Genomic DNA, 18,695 nt, shown 5'->3' with positions numbered 1-18,695 from the left:
GGGAGGCGCGGTAGCGTTCTTCGGCCTGCTGGTAGTCCCCCCGCAGCTCTGCGATCATGCCGAGTTGGTGGTAGCTGCTGGCGATGCCGGCGCGGTTGCCCAGTTCCTTCTTGATGGTGAGGGAGGCGCGGTAGCGTTCTTCGGCCTGCTGGTAGTCCCCCCGCTCCTGCGCGATCCTTCCGAGTTGGTGGTAGCTGCTGGCGATGCCGGCGCGGTTGCCCAGTTCCTCCTTGATGGTGAGGGAGGCGCGGTAGCGTTCTTCGGCCTGCTGGTAGTCCCCCCGCAGTTGCGCGATGATGCCGAGTTGGTGGTAGCTGCTGGCGATGCCGGCGCGGTTGCCCAGTTCCTCCAGGATGGTGAGGGAGGCGCGGTAGCGTTCTTCGGCCTGCTGGTAGTCCCCCCGCAGTTGCGCGATCATGCCGAGTTGGTGGTAGCTGATGGCGATGCCGGCGCGGTTGCCCAGCTCCTCCAGGATGGTGAGGGAGGCGCGGTAGCGTTCTTCGGCCTGCTGGTAGTCCCCCCGCAGCTCTGCGATGATGCCGAGTTGGTGGTAGCTGCTGGCGATGCCGGCGCGGTCGCCCAGCTCCTCCAGGATGGTGAGGGAGGCGCGGTAGCGTTCTTCGGCCTGCTGGTAGTCCCCCCGCAGCTGCGCGATGATGCCGAGTTGGTGGTAGCTGCTGGCGATGCCGGGGCGGTTGCCCAGTTCCTCCTTGATGGTGAGGGCGGCGCGGTAGCGTTCTTCGGCCTGCTGGTAGTCCCCCCGCTCCTGCGCGATGATGCCGAGCTGGTGGATGCAGGTGGCGGCAGAGTAGGAGCGGGCAGGGGCCCAGGTAAGGGATTCCTCCAACAGAGATTGTTCCCAGTCCCAGGCTCCCCACGTATGCAGCTGGGAGCACGCACGCCATGTGACAGTGTCGGCTTGGTCGAGGTCGCTGGCCTGGTGATGGTGGTGTCGGGCCTCGATGAGATGGGTGATGTCGTCGGCGGGGGGCTGAGGCCATATATTGACGCGCCATTGCCAGTAGGCGGCGGCCCGGCAGTGAGCGGCTTTGAGGGTGTCGGGGTGGGCGCGTCGGCGGAGGGCGTCGGCAGTCCAGTGATGCACCGTCAAACCTGTGGGTGGATTGCCCGGCTCGTCCTGAGGCGCGGGGGCCGGAGAGACCAGCCCCAGGTCCAGCAGCCCCTTCAGCGCAATCTCGGCCTGGGCGTCCAAGTCGACCGGAGGCCGCTGGAGTTCCTTCCAGACCGCTTCGTATTCGGTGACCGTCTCGGGCGGTAGGTCATCGTCGTTGTCCATTCCCGCTCCGGCAGCGCGCGCTTCGGTGATGCGTTCAACCACCGTCTGAAGACGCTGGTAAAGAGCGGGGTCGGGTTCGGGAGATGCGGTGAGATCCGACAACTGCCAGGCAGCCCCGGTGCGGTCGACCGGGGTGCGATAGACGGCCATGCCGTCCAGCAACGCTCGTGCTCCAGGCACGGCATCGAGTTGCTCCAGCAGAGTGTCGAGAAGGATGTCGTCCACCGCGAGGGTGACAGTCTCGGCCAGCGCGGCGTCCAGGTCGCCCTTGACGTCCGCGAGCCAGCGTTCGGGGTCGGGAATACCGCGGTTCTCCAGGGCCGTTTCCATGCGGTCCGCGATGTCCGGGAAACGCGCCTGGCCGCCGCGCAGCAGGGCGTCGAGGTATTCCAGGGCCCGGGGGTGGCCGCCGACGTCGGTGTAGGCACGTTGCTGGTCAGCGGGGTTGAGGGCATCCAGGCCGGGCAGTCGCCAGATCAGCTTGCGAGTCTCGGCCAACGACAGCGGGCCCAGATGATGAACGGTGAGCCGCCTCTGGACCTGCCGGGGGAGCCTGAAGGGGTAGCGGCTGGTGACCAGCAACCGGGTGCGCGGGCTTGCCGCGGTCCACGCGGCCAACAGCTCCGCCAACTCCGGGTCGTCCAGCTGCCAGCCGTCGCCGGACGGAGTGCGGGTGAGGAGGTCTTCGGCGTTGTCCACGAGCATCAGCGCCGAAACCCGGGGCAGCACATTCTGGCGGACCAGCTGCCACCGCTCTCGCCAGGGCACGCGGGCATCCGTCAAAGCCACCGTGGCGCGTCGCAACGGATCTGTGTCCGGTAGTCCTTCATCCGTGCAGTACGTGTTCAGGCGCTGCCGCAGTGCCTCCAGAACGGCGTCCACGGTCCGGGTCGTGGACGCCGCAACCGGCACGATCAGCCGACCGTGAGTCCCGTAGTGGTGTAGCAGTTCGGCGGCCAGCGTGGACTTGCCGACACCGCCGATACCGTGCACCAGAACTCCGGCCCGCTGAGGGTCGCGCAGGGCGGACAGCAGTCGGCGCAGCTCGGCGCGGCGGCCGACGAACTCGCCGACCTTGCGCACCACCATGCCCTCATCCAGCACCGCCTCCGCCACCTGCGGCACGCGATCGACGCTGTGAGCACGGTCGACGAGCGGCAGCGGCGGCCCGGCGAGGAACAGTGCCGGGGTGGCCCACTCCGGCCACGCCGCGCGCGGGTCGCTTTCCGGCAGCTCCCGGCGCCGCGCTTCCAAGGTGCGGCGGGCCTGGGAGAGGGCGGTCAGCGGGTTGGGGTGCTCGGCCTGCGCCAGCGTCCGGTAGATTTCCGCGGCCAGTTCGGTGGCGTAGTGATCTGTGACGGCTTCGGTCATCGCCAGCACCGCCGGCACCCCGCGCGCCAGCAACTCACGCGCCAGACCGGCCAGAACCCGCCCCTCCGCGTCGGGATCAACGGGAGCGGAGCCGGTGGCCGCAGCGTCCTGTTCCGATTCCTCTTCCTGTTCCCCTTCCGGGGGCGCTGGCGTGCGTGCGGTGGAGCAGCCGGCCAGCACTACCAACGGAACACCGCGATCGGTGGGCAGCGCGTCACTCATGAACCGCTGCGCATCGACCTCGTCGGCCTGACCTCGTTCGTTTTCCAGCAGCAGGATCCCCGGCTTGGCATGACAGGACAGATGCAAGATGTGGAAGCGCTCCTGCTCCAACGCGGCACGGATCTCGGCCAGGCTGCCCCAGTTCAGCACCCGCACATACGCGCCCTGCCCGGAACGCGCCGGGTCGACGGCGTCCAGGATCCGGCTCAACTCCCCTTCATAGTCCAGCAGTTCACCCCCGCCGGACTCCGGGCTGGCCACCACCGCCAGAATCCGCAACGGACCCGGCACCCGCACCGCAACCGGAGCGCTCTCCACGCGCACCGTGCGGTACAGCTCCACCTGCTCCGACAGCGCCAACGGCCGCGTCATGCCCGCGATGGCCAGGCTCTCCCACGGCAGATCCACACACTCCGGGTCGTCCACCGCCAGCCCGATCCGCAACGACGCATGACGCGCCCGGGCCAGCCGCTCTTCCCTGACCAGGGCCTCCGCCACCGCACCGCACACGAACCGCTCACCCAGCGCCTCGCCCACGGCGGCCAGCGCCCCGGCCGGCCCTCCCAGAGCGGCCGCCTCCTCCAGTGGCAGCAGCCGCCGAGTGGCCAGACCACCCAAGGCCCGAACACGAGCCCGATGCAGCATCCACAACCGCTGCTCCAGACCGCGATCCAGACCACGCGGCGGACAGGACACCTCACCGCCCGAAGCGGAAAACGTCACCGAGCCCGCGGCGATCCATAACTCCGCCTGCGTGGGCCCGTCCGGCCGGTAGGCCACCGTGTCGGGCACCACCAGCACCCCGTCCCGCTTCGGGGGCTTCGCCGACGGTCGTCCCCGCACCGCCCGCTCCAACTGCCGTACCAAGTCCTCGTACTGAGCCGAGGAGGCCGCATGGCGGAAGTCGATGTACAACCGGGAAGCGATGAAGGGCGGCAGCTCCACCTCACCCAGCACGACCGGGATCAGACATTGCCCGTGCTCCACCGCGTTGGTCACGGCGGCTGCGAACTCCTCGCCGCACCACCCGGACTCCACCCAGTGCCGACTGACGACCGTCACCACGGCACCGGCCGTCGCCAGCCCGTCCTGCAACCGTGACGCCACCCGCTGGCCTGCGACCAACTCCCACCGGTCCAGCCACACATCAAGGCCCAGCTGATGCAGGTTTTCTGACAAGGTCGTCGCCCACGGCGCATCTTTGTGCGCATACGACACGAACACATCGAAACGCCCGGCATCAGCCACACCGCACCCCCGAACCGGCCACCCCGCGATACGGAAGCGCCCCGGCCACTGTTCTTCAAGCTGGCCACACACGCTAGAGCACCCCTTGGGCCGGTGCGCCCGCGATGACTAAATTGCCCCAGATCCGCCGACAGCCCGATGAAGCCCGAGAGCCTCGTGCGCTTCGCCGCCGTCGCCCGTCTTCCGTACTGACCTACGATCGAGAACGTCTGTTGTCGAGCTGATTGCCGAGTTGGTCCCGTGGGTGCTGGTCACTTGCCCAAGGGCGTTGTCAGTGGGGGCTGTTAGCTTCGGTGGCAGAAATGAGCCGGTTCGATGTCCTCGCAGAGGAACACGGCGGCCAAGGGGGGTGGCCGGACAGGAGTCCCCGGGCCACAGGGTCTCGGGACGCCGAATGGCTCCGCACCCACCCCCCTCCCAACCTTCTCAACCTTCTGATCCATGGGCCTATGCGGATCGGTCAGCGAAGATCGGACTGGCCTGGTTGTCTCGGTCGTCGTGCTGGGCCGCTGGACAAGTGCCAGTCACCGAAGCGTCTTGCGTAGCGACCTGCGGACAGTGAGCCGCAGCACGAGCAGGCACCAAGCAAAGAGGCCCCGATCCACGTTTCCGTAGATCAGGGCCACCTTGATCGTGCCCGGTGAGGCACTGGCGGAGGATACGAGATTCGAACTCGTGAGGGGTTGCCCCCAACACGCTTTCCAACTGTGGTGGTGGGGTGGTGGGTTGGGTGCGGAGGCGTTCACCTGGGTTCATGGGCGGTCAGATGTGGGAGCGGCTACCGGCTTCGGTCTCGTCTGAACTACCGTGAACGGCGCTGAATGAGACGGAAACTGAGACGGCGCGGCAGGCTATGACGGCCACGCGGACTCTGGTGCTCAGGCCTGTGCCTGGCCGTGTTCATCGTGGCTGGATGCCAGGGGGATGAACGGGAGCTCGGGGATGCCAAGCTCCTGGCGCATGGCCGCTGCTGCGGCCTGGGCGGCCTTGTAGTACGTGTGTTGTGCCGTCTGGAAGGCCCCGTCAGTGACTTGTGCACCATCTGCGAGAAGGTCACGTAACGTACGGACTTTGCGGAACGCGTCGACGCCCAACTCCACTACCCGCGGCGGAGCGAGCATTGTCAGGCCGAAGCGCTGCTCGAACAGACCAGACTCGGAGAATGCCGCACGGACTGCACGCCTGCGTTCTTCCGGCATGGCATAGGTCGCCTCGGCGGCAAAACGCATGCCCTCGGTCGCGCGGGCCAAGTGGGCGAGGTAGATCACGAAGGTCTCGCGTAGAACTGTCTGTGCATCGGCCTGTTGGGCGCGTTTCCAGCGGTCTCGGTCCACGACGAACGTTGCGACGATGCCGGCAAGCGCGCCAGCTATGGCACTCAAGGGTGCAGTCCAGTCCATGAGCGGCACTGTATTGACGTCACGAGGGGTGTCCGCCGAAGTGGAACGGGACGCTCTCAGCTTGGGAAGCTCAGGGCGTCTAGGCCTTGCTCCAGGCCTGACCTGCGGCGACGGGGCACGGACGGACGAGAGACGTTCGATTGCTTCCCCGCTGTTCCCCGTGATACCCCGCACCATCTGGCACGCGTCTGGCATGAGTCATTCGTCGTCGCACCGCTCCAAGACCAGGCCTACGGAGCCTTCTTCGAGCCCGTTGTTCTCCTCCAGATGGAGATGAGCACCGTCCGGTGTGCCGTCCTGGGCGAGCGTGAGGAGGTGGCCGGCCAGTGTCTTCAACCCGGCAGCGTTGGCCTCAATGGCGATCTCGCCGCCCAGGTTGCGGACCTCGATGCGTGCGCCTTCCTCCCACGTGAAAACTCTGGTGATTCCGTCGGTCACCGCACTTAGGTGAGTGGTTGTTGACGGAGCAGCGCTGGGTTCAGGGGCCATACCCATAGCATCGCGTACTTCGGGCCGACAGCGACGGCGAAACTTACGGCGATACATGGGTGATGACTTCTTCGTCCCGAAGTAACTTGGGTGAGGGGGTGGTGCCTTGGGCTGGTGTGCCTCTCAACTGGGCTGATGGTCCGCAGACGTTCGTGCGCGTCCGCTGTTGTTCGTCGGCGTTGTCACGCAGTTAGACACGCACCTGGTGGGAACCGTTTCCCCCTCCCCAGATGGGATGAGGCGATCGGTACTCTCGATGTCGTCTCATGCGCCAGTGTTCTCAGCAACGCAGACGTACGTGGGAGGCTGCGCACCGCCCTCGTTCGGAAAATCCAGGACGCCTGGGTAGGTCATCCTGGTGCCCGGATAGGACCCGTCACAGGATTGTGGGCTGTCCGAGAAGACCGAAGTGCCATCTGCTTGGATTGCCTGTCCGTCTGAGCCGACCAAGTACGCACCACACTGATAACCGGCCGCGTTCATCAAGAGGGTGGCGTCCCTGCCTGCACCGTCACTGCCGCCCGTCCACGCGAGACAGTAGGAGGATCCAGGATCCCCACCAGTGGCTGGCTGCGAGATGACATGAATGGCTTGGAGAGGCGCAGGGCCACCACACAGTCCATCGATGTCTTCGACGTACCAGGGTGCGCCGGCCATACAGACATCGGCTTTCGGTTCACAACCGGCTGGACCGTCAGACGTCTTGTAGGCCACCGGGATGCACGATGGTGCTGCATCCGAGTGGGACGGTGCAGCGCTTGACGGCGAGGATTGCGTTGGCGACGCTGGGGAGGTTCCGCTGATTCCGCGTCCAGCCCCTTTGGCGCTGTGTGTTGCGTGAGGGAGTGCCTTCCCGTCCGTGTCGTCCGATCCTGTTTGTTGGTGCAGGACCAAAGCCAGGCAAGCTCCGACGGTGACTGCGACGGCGCCCCCGGTCATCGTCGCCTTCCAAGGGAAACGCGGCGGTGGCGTAGGCGCGGTGTCGCGGATGACAGGGATGTTCTCCAGCGTGTCCCCGTTGTGAAAAGCAAGCACTTCGTCGGGGCGCGGCGGCCTCTGCGGCTGTGGTGGTGTGCTCACGGATCCTCCTGCCCTGCTACGAGTGACGGTCACCGTAGGCCACCTGTGTTACACGCGAGGCGAACTAGCTGAAAGTGCAACATTGACGTAATTCACTCGAAGGGGTCCTCCCGCCCGAGACGCCACGTGCAGAGCAGTACGGCCAGAACCTTGCGGGCTGTGAAGGCTGCACAGGCGTGGACGCGCTATGTCGTCGTGCCTGGCATGCTTCCGCATCCTGCGGATGAGAGCGGCCTACATGTCACCGGCTCTGTACCCACCAGATGATCGCAGCCACGCTGGCCGAACCTACGGCAGCCCCAGCTCCGCGGACAGACGCGAACAGCGCGGCGTGTGCGAGTCGTCGACCAGTTGGATTTTTCTGCCTCACCGGGGCCTCCTTGGGCTCGTCGCGGCCTCAACGCCGCCTCATGTAGCTCCCATTGACGTGCATTTGGCACAGCAACGGCAGGGATCTCGTAGCTCCTCGGAAAGGCCGGAGGCCGCCGTAGACTCCGCTCCGAGTCGGAATTCCGACTCGGAGACACGCCACATGGGTCGGTGGAGGGTCGCGTGCCGGACAAGGCTGCTAATCGGGGGGCCCTGCCTCCGGTGTTCGTCGAGTTCGCCAGGCTGTGGGAAGCTGCGCAGACTCAGTTGGCCAAGCAGGGGCGGCGGTTGACCCTCGACCGGGTGAGCCGGGAGTCGGGCGTGCCTGCGGCGACGCTCAGTGACTGGCGCAGGGGCAACCACGTACCACGCGAGGCGGAGCAACTACTCAAAGTAGTCAGCTTGTTGAGTGGATGGGCGGAGTTAGGTCCACCGGTTCAAGCCGATTGGCGACGGCTCGTAGACGGCTCGGCTACGCCAGTTGTCACGGAGACTGCCCGGGCCCTGCCTTTCGGTGCTTCCATCGTAGCGCTGGGGGACCGTCTCACAGCAGGATTCGCAGAGCAGCACGTTGAGGTTGACGCACTGTGTCTTAGCGGTCAGTCGCTCGCAGCGGCGATGGGGCATCCGCTCCGTGCTGTTCACTCTGGAAGCGTCAGACCGGCGAAGATCAGCGTTCGTGTGCTGCTGCCCAGCAGAGAAATTGCTCTGGCCTACCCCAGTTCTGTAGAGCCAGATGGCGAGGAGGCCGGCCACGTTCATCAGGCTTGGCTCCTACAGCGAAATGCATATGCTCAGTCCATGTCAAGCATGCTGCGGTCACTGCAGGAAACCCACGGTATTGACGTTGAAGTGACCTACAGAGCGGTGCCATTCACTCCGATGGCGAAGCTCTACCTCATCAACGGCAAAGAAGCCATGTTCTCCTATTACACCGTCATGCTGCGTGAGGCACAGATCCGTGGGCGGACCATGAACATCCACGATCCAGGAGCTCTCGGTCCGGTTCGGCTCTTCGGTACGGAAGAGCGGGACGAAGACACGGTGTTCGTTGAGCAGTCGTATCTCTGGTTTAACTCAATATGGGAAACCCTCTCTACCGAGATGACGTTAATGTAGAGCCCCCGCAGGAACTCACCTCGCGGAGTCGCTCCAGTCGGAGCCCAATGGCCACAGGCCACCCTCTCAGCCTCTCGGGTTAGAGCATCGAGGGGGAACTTGCCTTCAGGCACTGGTGCCAGATGTCGTAAGAGCTGACTGAGAGTGACCGTGGCGTCTTCCCTCATGAGAGCCTCGCTCCGGGCAGGTGGACCGTGTTTGGCTTCCTGAGGTGACCGTTTCGACAGCTCCGCACTCTCAGCTTGGGAAGCTGGGGGCATTTGGAGGCGGTTCGGGGGCTGATCAGGGCGAACGGCCGAGCGCGGACCCGGGTGAGCTCGGCTGCTTTCACCGTGGTTCCCCGCTGTTCCCCGCTCGATCTGGTGCGCTTGTGGTGCGGCGCGAAGGGGGCATGGCCGCGGCGACCGTGCCATTGCTCTGATTCGGATCTCAGAGGTGTCGCTTGGAGATGCCGATCAAGCGGCCGATACTGTTCCCGGTGTGACTCCTCCGGTGGTCGAACTCCTCTCTGGTATCCGCCTTGTACAGGCTTGCGACGTCGTCAAGGAGGGCTCTTGCTGCTTCGCTGAGCGACTCGTCATCAGTGAGCAGCACGACCCGCAGCATGGCCTCCTGAGCGCGAGTGCGAAGATCGTAAGATCGGGCCCGCACTTCCTCGGCGTCTTCTGGAGGCGTCTGGTCGTGTAGGCAGAACCACAAGTGCACCAGGCAGCGGCGGTAGTTGATCAGTGCACCGGCATAGGCAGAATATGCGTCCAGACGCTCCTGCCTCAGCCTTTCCTTCTGTGTGAAGTCGTGGCTCTTGTCTACTGCGCGCTGCTGAAACAGGAGGGTGATGCCGGAGCCAAGCAGAGTCCCAAGAACGGCTATGGCACTGGCGATGATGGCTTCCACTGCACCAGCCCACCACGTTGGCGTGCTGGCTGGGTAGCACACAGCAAACCGATCTCTGCCAACACGCTTTCCAACTGTAGTGGTGGGGTGATGAGTGTCGTTCGAAGGCGTTCACCTATGTTCATGGGCGACTGGCTGCCGACGCGGCGACGCTTTCGGGTCGCGCTTGAACTGCAGTGAACGGGCCTGAATGAGACAGAAATTGAGACGGGACGGTTAACAGCTACACCCCGGACCTTCCCTCAGCCTGTTCGGCCGCGCCCATCATGTGCCCCATAACGATCCGCGTGTACTCCCACAGGGCCGCCAGCAGGTCCGTTACGCCGTGCGGTCGGCCATCGGGAGAGACGGCCTGGACCTGAGCCGTGATGTTGTACTGTCCCTCGATTGACTTGATGCGCCCCTTGGTCCGATACCGGAGTAGCACAGCGCCATCTTCAAACGGACCAACCACCACCTCCGCGTCGGGTGGCACGCTAGCAGCCGCCCCTTCCTCGGTTTCGAACTCGACCGCTGGTGTGTGCCGGATGGCCTGTGCTGCCAGATCGGGCTTGACTTGAAGGTGGTGCTTGGTGCTGTTGTCTAGGTCGCGCAGAAGCAACAGCAGGTCCTCATCAAGGGTGCCGCCGTGCTCGGGTCGCTGGAACGGCTGAACCTGCTCCAGAGCCTCGCGGCACCAGTCGGGCAAGCAAGACAGCGCCTTTTGGCGGCTCTTCCACTCTTTGAGGGTGCCGCAGATGGGGAATATGAGCCCCTTGAGCTGCTTCTCGTCCGTCACACCAGACTGCCGCGCGATGGCCACGATCTGGTTGTCGAGGGCCGCCCGCAGGTGATTGACGGCCTCACCGAACCGAAAGCCCCAATCGGCAAGCGGAGGAGATTGAGATACCTGGAGCCGTAGCTCCCAGCTGAGTCGATCTTCCGCGATGCTGGCCCGAACGCCATAAGGGGTGCTAGCGCTCCACGCCTGCATGTCGGCCGACAGTTCTACCCCAAGGCGATGGGCTCGTGCCAGACGACTAACTTGATCACTGAAGTCCACTTTGCGACCTAACTCCTGCTACCTGGCGCTACCTTACTGTCATCCCTTGGACTGGAGCTATCACTTTCGCGGGCAGTGGGTCCTACAGACCTCAGTCACAACGACGGACGCTTGATCGCCTACCGGTTGGGCTGGACTTGAAGGCCCGAAGTTCTAGCGCTTCCCCTCTTGGTAGAGGAAATAGAGGGTGGCCATGGCCAACGAAGCGTAGGTGAACTGACGATCAAGAAGGTCAGCGAGCTCCGGACTCACCATCCCGGCTACGTCGCTTGCTGCGCTGTAAAGAAGGACCAGGACACCGAGGAAGAGTGCCCCGGGAGCAATGTTGCCGGTCTGGAAGTTACGACCACTTTTCCCAGGCTCTTCTTCGGCTTTCCTGATCTGCTTGAGCAGTGCGTCCGCCAACTCGGCCACGTCTAGGCCCTGCGTCCTGTCCTCCGTCAAGTCGCGAGCGTTTGCGTCAATGAGGTCAGCATCAACAGTTGAGACGGTGACCACGGCTGCCTGAGATGGCATGGTCCGAAAAGCTGGGTGGTTCTCGTACATCCGAGAAAGCTTCAGGGCGGATGACAAGACAGACTTGGGGGCAAGAGCTTCCTGGGCGGAGAGCACCGAGAATCCGGTGGTAAATGCGCTGGTCGACCTCGCCAGGTCAGCGAACTGCAGCACCGTCCGAGACCGCTGCAAACTCGTTGCCTTGATGGCATCAGTCAGAGCAGTGCCAAGGCCGAGATTCAGAGCAGCCGAATGCTGTTTGGCGATCTCCGCGAACGTGCTGTGGAACCCGAGCACCGACTTCGAGAGCTGGGGGGTGACCAGAGCGGAGATGCGGGCGTCACGCTGTTTGGCGATCTCCGCGAATGTGCTGTGGAACCCGAGCACCGACTTCGAGAGCTGGGGGGTGACCAGAGCGGAGATGCGGGCGTCACGCTGTTTGGCGATCTCCGCGAACGTGCTGTGGAACCCCAGCACCGACTTCGAGAGCTGGAACGAAGATGGGGCGTATCGAGCCGCCCCGGTCGTTGGCTTTCCGGGGCGGCTCGTCTCGCCGGAGGATGATGACTCGTGTGATGACTCCTCTGTCACACTTCGAGGCTACCTGAGCTTTGCGGAGCGACGGTTTCCTCACTCGTGCCACCCGTGCTCAAAGGTTGGCGGAGCGGCTTTGGCGCGAGTGATCATGGCCCCGTAAGCTTCCGGCGCGTCGGGCAGTCTGTGGACCTGCCCGTTAAAGCACGACGTTGGGGCCATGATCTTCGAGGCTCGCGCCAAAGTGGCTGCCTAAAGCCGTGGAGCCGACCGCCCCAGCCACGACGTACCCCTTCTCTGGCATCAGGCGGCTGATTGCTCTGAGCGCGGCGCGGGCGCCGGCTGGGCTGGAGCGGGGCGGAGACAGGAGCGCAGGCCCGGCCGGGGGTCGGGCCGCGCGCGGGGAGCGGAGCGAGCCGCCTTGAACCAGTAGAGAAAGTTGTAACTCACTGGGCTGGCAGGTCGTGATCACTGGGGCGTGTCAGAACGGTGAGGGTTCGCTGTAGCCCTCGCTTGTGTCAACGGGACATGGGGCGCTGTCCGTTGGTGCCTCTGTGTCACAGAACATGAAGGGGTTTCGCTGGCCTTCCAAGCCTGTGGAGTCCTCGCCCCATGTGTTGAGGGCGTCGATGGCCTGCTCTCTGTGTTGCCACAGTTCGCTGGTTCCCAGGGTTTGCCGGATCGCGGGGATCAGTGCTGTGCGGTGGTGCAGCAGGCGGGGATCGTCCGGAGCGGAATGCACGCCGTGATCGCGGCCTCGGCTACCTGCCGGTCTGTGTCGTCGATGTATGCCACGGCTGCTGAGTACAGAGGCGGTCGAATCCTTCGGACGTCGACGGCCGGCGGGTAGTCGTCGAGGGGGAATCCGTGCCGCCGACTGAGGACGTCGGCCTCGTCTGTGACTGCGTCAGCTACCGAGGCGATCCAGTGGAGTAGCTCGGCGCGCATGCATACGGTGGTCAAGTGGTGGTTCTTGTCCACGGTGCTGATGCTTCGTGGATTCGGGAGGATCGCGGCCACGCACAGTGCTGCGGGCACCGTCGCCTCGTAGAGGGTGTTTTGGTGGTGCAGGGTGTGGTGCAGGTAGTCGAGCGCTTTGGTCCTCACGCTCTGGTCCTGGGCGAGGAGTTCGGCCAGTCTCTTGGGTGCTTCAGCGGCCGACCCGTAGGCGTGCCCGAGGGTGGCCCAGTTCGTTCCCGTCGCTAGAACTCTGTACGTCTCTGCCTCGTCCAGGGCGGCGATTGTCCTGGGCAGGTCCGCACCGACACTGGCGTTGGTGCCGTTCAAAGGGTGATCGCTGCTGTCGGTGCTCACAGGGCTGAGCATGCCCGATGCCTGGCCCAGCGGGGAGACTAGGTGCGAGTCGAGCATCGGGCCAGATGCCGAGCGTCAAACGGACCTGTGAGGCTTGAAGTCGTATGCGCATGTAGGGAGTTCCGCGGCCTGACGGTGCGCCAGCGGCAGGAAGGTCACCGGGCTCACGGTCCAGGTGATGAGCGTGCGGGCGTGGATGACGGACACCGCCCATGGCACGCGGCGCAACAGGGCCCGTCGGGTGTTGACGCGGTGGTCGAAGAGCCGCTCCCATGCCTCTTCGAAGGTGTCCGCGTCGAGTTCCGGTGAGATGGTGCGCAGGATCTCGGAGACCCGGTTGTTCGCCTCGGTCTCTGTGTAGGCGTCGTAGGAGCCGAAGAGCGTTGGCGGCTGGCCGTCGTCCAAGTGTCGAGTCCAGCATTCGCACCAAGAGCCCGGACCGATCGTCGTGCTCAGCACTGGTGCCCTCCTCGTCGCACGTCCGTGAAGAGCTCCGCGGTGACCGTGTGGCCGCCGTCGCTCTCGTGGACCACGACCCGGTGCGCAATCGCGCCAACCATGCCCAGCCCCCGGCCGTGCTCCGCGTCCTGGTCCTGGTGCTCGACCTTCGGAGCCGTCCCGGCGCCCCCGCCGTCCGTCACCGACAGGGCGACCACCTGCGAGGACACAGCGAGCGCCAGGTGGAAGCTGCCTGCCTCTCGCCCACTGGCCGTGTGGAGGATCGCGTTCGCGCTCAGCTCGCTCACGATCAGTTCTGCGTCGTCGGCCAGAGGTGAGCCGCGCAGGATGTCGCGGGTCCAGCGGCGGGCACGGCTGACCTCTTCGGGGAAACCTGGGCAAGTAAGTCCCCAGACCCGCACAGTGCTCGTATACTCGTGCATACAAGTTCCTTCGTGCTGGTAGGCCGCCATGTGCAGCGGGTTCGGGCTAGACGAGTTTCACGCCGTCGTGGGCGCGGATGGCCGGCGGGAACGCCGCGTCGAGTGCGTCGATGACGCGGATCGCGTATGCCTCGTCGGCGAGTTCGGTGACTTCTTCGCGGGTGGCCCAGCGAAGTGCGCGGGTCTCGTCCCCGGTGGTGGGTGTGCCGTCGGCGGCTTGGCAGCGGAAGACCAGGGAGATGATCAGCCCGGTCATGTTCTTGTAGACGCCGGTGAGGGTCGCGGGGAGCGCGATCTTGATGCCGGTTTCTTCGAGGACTTCGCGTTGGAGGGCCTCGGGGAGGGTTTCGTCTCGCTCGACGACGCCGCCCGGGGGTTCCCACTTGCCGTTGTCGCGGCGCTTGATCAGGAGGGCGCGGCCGTGGTCGTCGACGATGACTCCGGCGACGCTCACGGAGTGCGGACGGTCAGTGCTCACGTTCCTCGGCCCTCTCGGCTGGCTAGGCTCTCCACCGTAGCAACAACACTCGCCCACTCGTCTAGATATCCAAAGGAGTACTCAACGTGAGCTCTCTCCGTACCGGCCTGCTCGGTGATCTCGACCCCATGAGTGATCGTGCGGTCTTCCGGCAGATCGCCGACCAGCTGCGCGAGGCCATCGACCGTGGGCGGTTCAAGGAGGGTGAGAAGCTGCCCTCCGAAGCTGACCTCGTCGAGCACTACGGGGTTTCGCGGATGACCGTCCGCAACTCCTTCTCCGTCCTCCAGGGCGAGGGCCTGGTGCATGCCGAGCACGGCAAGGGCGTCTTCGTACGGCCTCGGCCGCCCGTGCGGCGCCTGGCCTCTGACCGCTTCGCCCGCCGTCACCGTGAGCAGGGCAAGTCCGCGTTCACAGTGGAGGCGGAGGCCGCCGGCAGTCATCCCCAGGTCGACAGTCTGGAGGTGAAGGAGGAGAAGGCCAGCCAGGACATCTCCACTCGGCTCGGTTCCGTACGGCGTGTGCTCGCCCGCCGGCGCCGGTATCTCCTCGACGGGAAGCCGGTCGAGTTCGCAACTTCCTACCTCCCGCTCGATATCGCGCGCGGTACGCAGATCGCCGAACCCAACCCGGGCCCCGGCGGCATCTACGCCCGCCTCGAAGAACTCGGCCACCACCTCGACCACTTCGAGGAGGAGATCCGTGCCCGGATGCCCTCGCCCACCGAGGTGAAGACGCTCCGGCTGGCCTCCGGCGTGCCCGTGATCCACCTCATCCGCACCGCGTACGACACCGAGGGGCGGGCGGTGGAGGTCTGCGACACGGTCATGGCGGCGGATGCCTACGTGCTGTCGTACCAGCTCCCGGCGACCTGATCGCGTGACGGGCGGTGGTGCGCGGGGGGCGCTTCCCGAACTCGTACACCCCAACGTGCATACTCGTATAGACGAGTGGGCAAGTTGTGTGACAGGGTGGTCCGCACGAACCTGGAGATCGGGTTCTCGGATCGCTACATGTATAGACGAGTAGATAGGGAAACTTCCTTGCGTACCATCCGTGTTGAGACCACCGCCGCGACGATCCTGCTGACCGAGGCCCCGGAGCCGAAGGTCCGCGACCGTCAGACCGGCGAGATCGCCAAGGACGCCGTCAGCGGCGAGGCGCTCATGACGCTCGGCGTCGTCTACATCGAAGAGGGCGAATCGTCCCTCATCAAGGTCACCGTCCCCGAGGGCGGTGTCTCCGAGGGACTGGCGCTCGGAGCTCCGGTCTCGCTCCCGGGCCTTGTCGCCCGGCCGTGGGAGAGCGTGTTCAACGGGCAGCAGCGTCACGGCATCGCCTTCCGTGCCGCCGCCGTCACTCCGGCCGCGTTCCCGGCCGTCGCCGGGGCTGCCGCCTGATGGCCGACCTGACGACGCTCCTGGAGGTGGGTGGTCCCCTCGCCGCGCTCGGCGGCGGGGCCGCCTACACCCGGGCCAAGCACCCGGCCGCGTACTGGTCCACGGTCGGCCTGCCGATATCCACGACCCGCCTGCTCAGCTCGTACGGCTCGGTCATGGAGGCCTGCGGCCTGACCGTCGCCCCGTCCCGGCTGCGCATCCTCGCCGTCAGGGCCACCACCCGCCGCGAGGTCCGTCCCGTACCGCCCCGCCGGGGCATCATCCGGCCCACCACGACCGGCCTGCGGATACGGCTGCGGCTCGCCCCGGGCCAGGAACCCGCCGACGTCGCCGCCTCCGCCGAACGGCTCCGCCACGCCTGGGGAGTTCACGCCGTCTACGTCACCACCCTCAAGCCCGGCGTTGTCGAACTCCGCCTCGTCGGCTACGACGTACTGCGCCGGGTCCGCATGCCCCGCACCCGCAAGCTCCCCTCCGGCCTCCTCAAAGTACCGGTGGCCCTGCGGGAAGACGCCACCCCCTTCGTACGCGACTACCGCACCGTTCCGCACCAACTCACCCTCGGCGCAACCCTGTCGGGCAAGTCCATGTACCTGCGCCACCTGGTCGCCGGACTCGCCCGTCAGCCGGTCGCCCTGGTCGGCATCGACTGCAAGCGCGGCGTGGAACTGTCCCCGTTCGCTGCCCGCCTCTCGGCTCTGGCGACTGACCCGGACTAGGCGGCTGACCTGTTGCCCGCGCTCATCGATGAGATGGAGGACCGCTACGACCTGATCAAGTCCCGGCAGGGCATCGCCCCCAACACCCCTGAGGAGGAGATCACTTCAGACATCTGGGGCCTGCCGGAGAGCGAACGCCCGGTACCCGTCGTGCTGTTCGTCGATGAGGTGGCCGAACTCTTCCTCGTCGCCACCCGCAAGGACGAGGAACGGCGCGACGAGATGGTCACCCAGCTCATCCGCCTCGCCCAACTCGGCCGCGCCGCCGGCATCTACCTGGAGGTCTGCGGCCAGCGCTTCGGCGCCGAACTGGGCAAGGGCGCCACCATGCTCCGCGCCCAGCTCACCGGCCGCGTCTGCCACCGCGTCAACGACGAAGCCTCCGCCAAGATGGCACTCGGCGACATCGCTCCCGAAGCTGTCGGCGCGGCCTGCGCCATCGCCCCCGAACGTCCCGGCCTGGCCGTGGCGGGGGATACCTCCGGCGGCTGGTCCCGCATCCGCACCCCGTACCTGTCCCTCGGCGCTGCCGCCGAGATCTGCCGCGACTCCGCGCACCTGGTGCCCGACCTGCCTGCGCTCAAGCGATTCCAGCCGTACGCACCCGCGCAACCGGTCAAGGCCCCGGGCCTCAACGTCCAGCCGCGCCCGGCAACCAACTGACCTTCCCTCACCCCGGTTTGGCGTGACCGCCTTGCGCCACGTCTCTACCCCTCCCATGCCCGAACCCGGAAGGAGCCGCATCATGCGCGCCCAACTGGCCCGCGTCGACGCGGTACTCGTCCAAGCCCTCATCGCCGCCGCCCTCTCCTTCGCCCACCTGCACGACATCGCCTCGGCGGCCGGACAGGACGGGTGGAAAGCGTGGGCCTACCCCATCAGCGTCGACCTGCTGCTCGTCGCCGCCTGGCGCCGACTGCGGACCGGCGACGCGAAAGCCTCCGGCTGGTGCTGGTTCGTCATCGCGCTGACCGCATCCCTCGGCGCGAACGTCGCCACCGCCGGACTCCTCGACCTCGGCGACGTTCCCGCCTGGCTACGCATCCTCGTCGCGGGCTGGCCCGCCGTCGCCTTCCTCGGCGGAACCCTCCTCGCCCACACCACAACGCCCCCAAAAACCAACGACATTGAGGCCGTCGACGTCCAAGAGGACGTGCCCGAACCCCTGCCCGAGATGCCCGCGCAACCGGCCATCGAGGCACCGCCCGAGCGCCCTGCCGTGCCTGTCCCGGCCGCCCTGGTGGAGCACGCCCGCAAGGTCGCCGCCGAGCACCACACCCGCACGGGCACACCGATCGACACCCCGACCCTCTGCGTCCGCCTCGGCGTCCCGGTACCCATGGCCGAAGCCATCGCCGCCCAACTCTGAAGGCGGGCTCTGTCGGGAGGCTTTACCGCTTCCGCAACACTCGCCGCGTTCCGATAACGGCCGAAACGATCAGTACCTCAAGGCAGCCCGTGGTGATCGCGGTGGCCCAGGACTCGCCCAACCACCACCGTCCCCCAAGACACGCGAGTCCAAGTACCAACGCGGCCGTACCGCAGGCGGCCAGCTGCCGCACCCCTTGTGACATACCGCCTGTCTACACGCCCTCGCCCCTCTTGGGCGAGCGATCAACGAAATGGAGATCATCCGTGCCCGCCAACCGCCGCTTCCGCAACGTCATCCGCATCGGCCCCGTCCAGGTCGCCACGTCCTACGACGACCGGGGCCAGGAGAAGCACACCGCTGCCTGCACCGCCCCGCGCTGCGGCGCCTCGCACGACTACGACAGCCGCGCCGCCGCCGAGTTGGCGGCCCACACCCACCGCTGCCCCGTCCGCTGAAAGGGAGTTCCACCCCGTGACCGTCAGCCTGCCGCTCGTCGTCGTCCTCGGCTTCTTCGCCTGGGGAGCGGTCAAGTTCCTCGGCGTCCGCACCTGGATCGTCGTACTGATCGCCCTGTTCGGCTTCTGGCTCTCGCACACCTTCCTCGCCCCCGCCATCGAGTCCGGCACACGCTCCGGTGTGGGTGTCGTAAACGGCTCACATGACTAGACGAGTAGATGAGAAAGGGTTCGCTGTGTTCCTGCCCAAGTACCCCGACAACCCGACCCCGCCGCCCACACACACCCACACCCCGGCCGACCCGATGCCCGCACGGCGCTCGCTCCCGCCCCTCGCCATCGACCGCAACACGGTCGTCGCCCTGGTCGTCGGCGGAGTCGTCCTCACCGCGCTCCTGGCCGCCGTCGCCGTCACGGCCATCTCCGTAGCCATCGCCGCCGTGGTCCTGCGCTCGATACTCCGCGACCACCGCCGCTGAACGACTCCCGGAACACCCCCTGGCCTCCGGGGCGGCG

At 66.1% G+C, this 18,695-nt stretch carries 17 protein-coding genes and 1 pseudogene; 8 read left to right on the top strand and 10 right to left on the bottom strand.

The window, feature by feature from the left end; translation table 11 throughout:
- The 3 genes from ACWIHT_RS21575 to ACWIHT_RS21565 all read right to left on the bottom strand — a co-directional run.
- A partial coding sequence (locus ACWIHT_RS21575) for a tetratricopeptide repeat protein (protein ID WP_456169770.1) occupies positions 1 to 4,138 on the bottom strand: 4,138 nt, incomplete at its 3' end.
- A gap of 878 nt (positions 4,139 to 5,016) precedes the next feature.
- Positions 5,017 to 5,538 (bottom strand): hypothetical protein, encoded by a 522-nt coding sequence (locus ACWIHT_RS21570; RefSeq protein ID WP_456169768.1) that lies wholly within the window; start codon positions 5,536 to 5,538, stop codon positions 5,017 to 5,019.
- A 198-nt stretch (positions 5,539 to 5,736) separates the two neighbouring features.
- Complete coding sequence (locus tag ACWIHT_RS21565) at positions 5,737 to 5,976, bottom strand: Imm32 family immunity protein (protein WP_456169767.1); 240 nt, start codon at positions 5,974 to 5,976, stop codon at positions 5,737 to 5,739.
- A 2,301-nt stretch (positions 5,977 to 8,277) separates the two neighbouring features.
- On the opposite strand from ACWIHT_RS21565, the gene ACWIHT_RS21560 reads away from it, so the two are divergent.
- A complete protein-coding gene (locus tag ACWIHT_RS21560) occupies positions 8,278 to 8,595 on the top strand; it encodes a hypothetical protein (protein WP_456169766.1) in 318 nt (105 codons plus the stop codon).
- Between the two features lie 429 nt (positions 8,596 to 9,024).
- On the opposite strand, the gene ACWIHT_RS21555 is transcribed toward ACWIHT_RS21560, so the two are convergent.
- The 7 genes from ACWIHT_RS21555 to ACWIHT_RS21525 all read right to left on the bottom strand — a co-directional run bounded on the left by ACWIHT_RS21555 (position 9,025) and on the right by ACWIHT_RS21525 (position 14,209).
- The gene (locus ACWIHT_RS21555; protein ID WP_456169765.1) at positions 9,025 to 9,489 is read right to left on the bottom strand and encodes a hypothetical protein; all 465 of its coding nucleotides are present in this window, start codon (positions 9,487 to 9,489) and stop codon (positions 9,025 to 9,027) included.
- Between the two features lie 223 nt (positions 9,490 to 9,712).
- Positions 9,713 to 10,531 carry a hypothetical protein gene (locus tag ACWIHT_RS21550; protein WP_456169764.1) on the bottom strand — a complete coding sequence of 273 codons (819 nt, stop codon included), beginning with the start codon at positions 10,529 to 10,531 and terminating at the stop codon, positions 9,713 to 9,715.
- A 153-nt stretch (positions 10,532 to 10,684) separates the two neighbouring features.
- Positions 10,685 to 11,617, bottom strand: a complete 933-nt coding sequence (locus ACWIHT_RS21545; RefSeq protein ID WP_456169762.1) for a hypothetical protein — start codon at positions 11,615 to 11,617, stop codon at positions 10,685 to 10,687.
- A gap of 633 nt (positions 11,618 to 12,250) precedes the next feature.
- Entirely contained in the window at positions 12,251 to 12,874 is a 624-nt protein-coding gene (locus ACWIHT_RS21540) for a hypothetical protein (RefSeq protein ID WP_456169761.1), read from the bottom strand.
- A gap of 75 nt (positions 12,875 to 12,949) precedes the next feature.
- Positions 12,950 to 13,279: a hypothetical protein gene (locus ACWIHT_RS21535; protein WP_456169760.1), complete on the bottom strand. Its 330-nt coding sequence runs from the start codon at positions 13,277 to 13,279 to the stop codon at positions 12,950 to 12,952.
- Between the two features lie 47 nt (positions 13,280 to 13,326).
- Positions 13,327 to 13,755, bottom strand: a complete 429-nt coding sequence (locus ACWIHT_RS21530; RefSeq protein ID WP_456169759.1) for an ATP-binding protein — start codon at positions 13,753 to 13,755, stop codon at positions 13,327 to 13,329.
- 46 nt (positions 13,756 to 13,801) lie between these two features.
- On the bottom strand, positions 13,802 to 14,209 hold the full coding sequence (locus ACWIHT_RS21525) for an NUDIX hydrolase (protein ID WP_456170051.1): 408 nt from the start codon (positions 14,207 to 14,209) through the stop codon (positions 13,802 to 13,804).
- Between the two features lie 110 nt (positions 14,210 to 14,319).
- Here ACWIHT_RS21525 and ACWIHT_RS21520 point away from each other — a divergent pair, with 110 nt between their 5' ends.
- From ACWIHT_RS21520 to ACWIHT_RS21490, 7 genes and pseudogenes are all read left to right on the top strand, one after another.
- Positions 14,320 to 15,108: a GntR family transcriptional regulator gene (locus ACWIHT_RS21520; protein WP_456169758.1), complete on the top strand. Its 789-nt coding sequence runs from the start codon at positions 14,320 to 14,322 to the stop codon at positions 15,106 to 15,108.
- 168 nt (positions 15,109 to 15,276) lie between these two features.
- Positions 15,277 to 15,633: an SCO3933 family regulatory protein gene (locus ACWIHT_RS21515; RefSeq protein WP_456169757.1), complete on the top strand. Its 357-nt coding sequence runs from the start codon at positions 15,277 to 15,279 to the stop codon at positions 15,631 to 15,633.
- Positions 15,633 to 17,015 (top strand): annotated as a pseudogene (locus tag ACWIHT_RS21510) (FtsK/SpoIIIE domain-containing protein). Before ACWIHT_RS21515 ends, ACWIHT_RS21510 begins: the two are co-directional and overlap by 1 nt.
- Positions 17,016 to 17,097: 82 nt before the next feature.
- Positions 17,098 to 17,721 carry a DUF2637 domain-containing protein gene (locus ACWIHT_RS21505; protein ID WP_456169756.1) on the top strand — a complete coding sequence of 208 codons (624 nt, stop codon included), beginning with the start codon at positions 17,098 to 17,100 and terminating at the stop codon, positions 17,719 to 17,721.
- Between the two features lie 266 nt (positions 17,722 to 17,987).
- On the top strand, positions 17,988 to 18,179 hold the full coding sequence (locus ACWIHT_RS21500) for a mobile element transfer protein (RefSeq protein ID WP_093628273.1): 192 nt from the start codon (positions 17,988 to 17,990) through the stop codon (positions 18,177 to 18,179).
- Between the two features lie 16 nt (positions 18,180 to 18,195).
- Positions 18,196 to 18,390, top strand: coding sequence for a hypothetical protein (locus tag ACWIHT_RS21495; RefSeq protein ID WP_019075277.1), 195 nt, complete (start codon positions 18,196 to 18,198; stop codon positions 18,388 to 18,390).
- A 25-nt stretch (positions 18,391 to 18,415) separates the two neighbouring features.
- Positions 18,416 to 18,658, top strand: a complete 243-nt coding sequence (locus tag ACWIHT_RS21490) for a SpdD protein (RefSeq protein ID WP_456169754.1) — start codon at positions 18,416 to 18,418, stop codon at positions 18,656 to 18,658.
- Positions 18,659 to 18,695: the final 37 nt, after the last annotated feature.

The sequence above is a fragment of the Streptomyces sp. NPDC002276 genome (assembly GCF_053891435.1).
The sequence above is the reverse complement of the archived record's forward strand: the minus strand, read 5'-3'. Positions and strand labels throughout refer to the sequence as shown.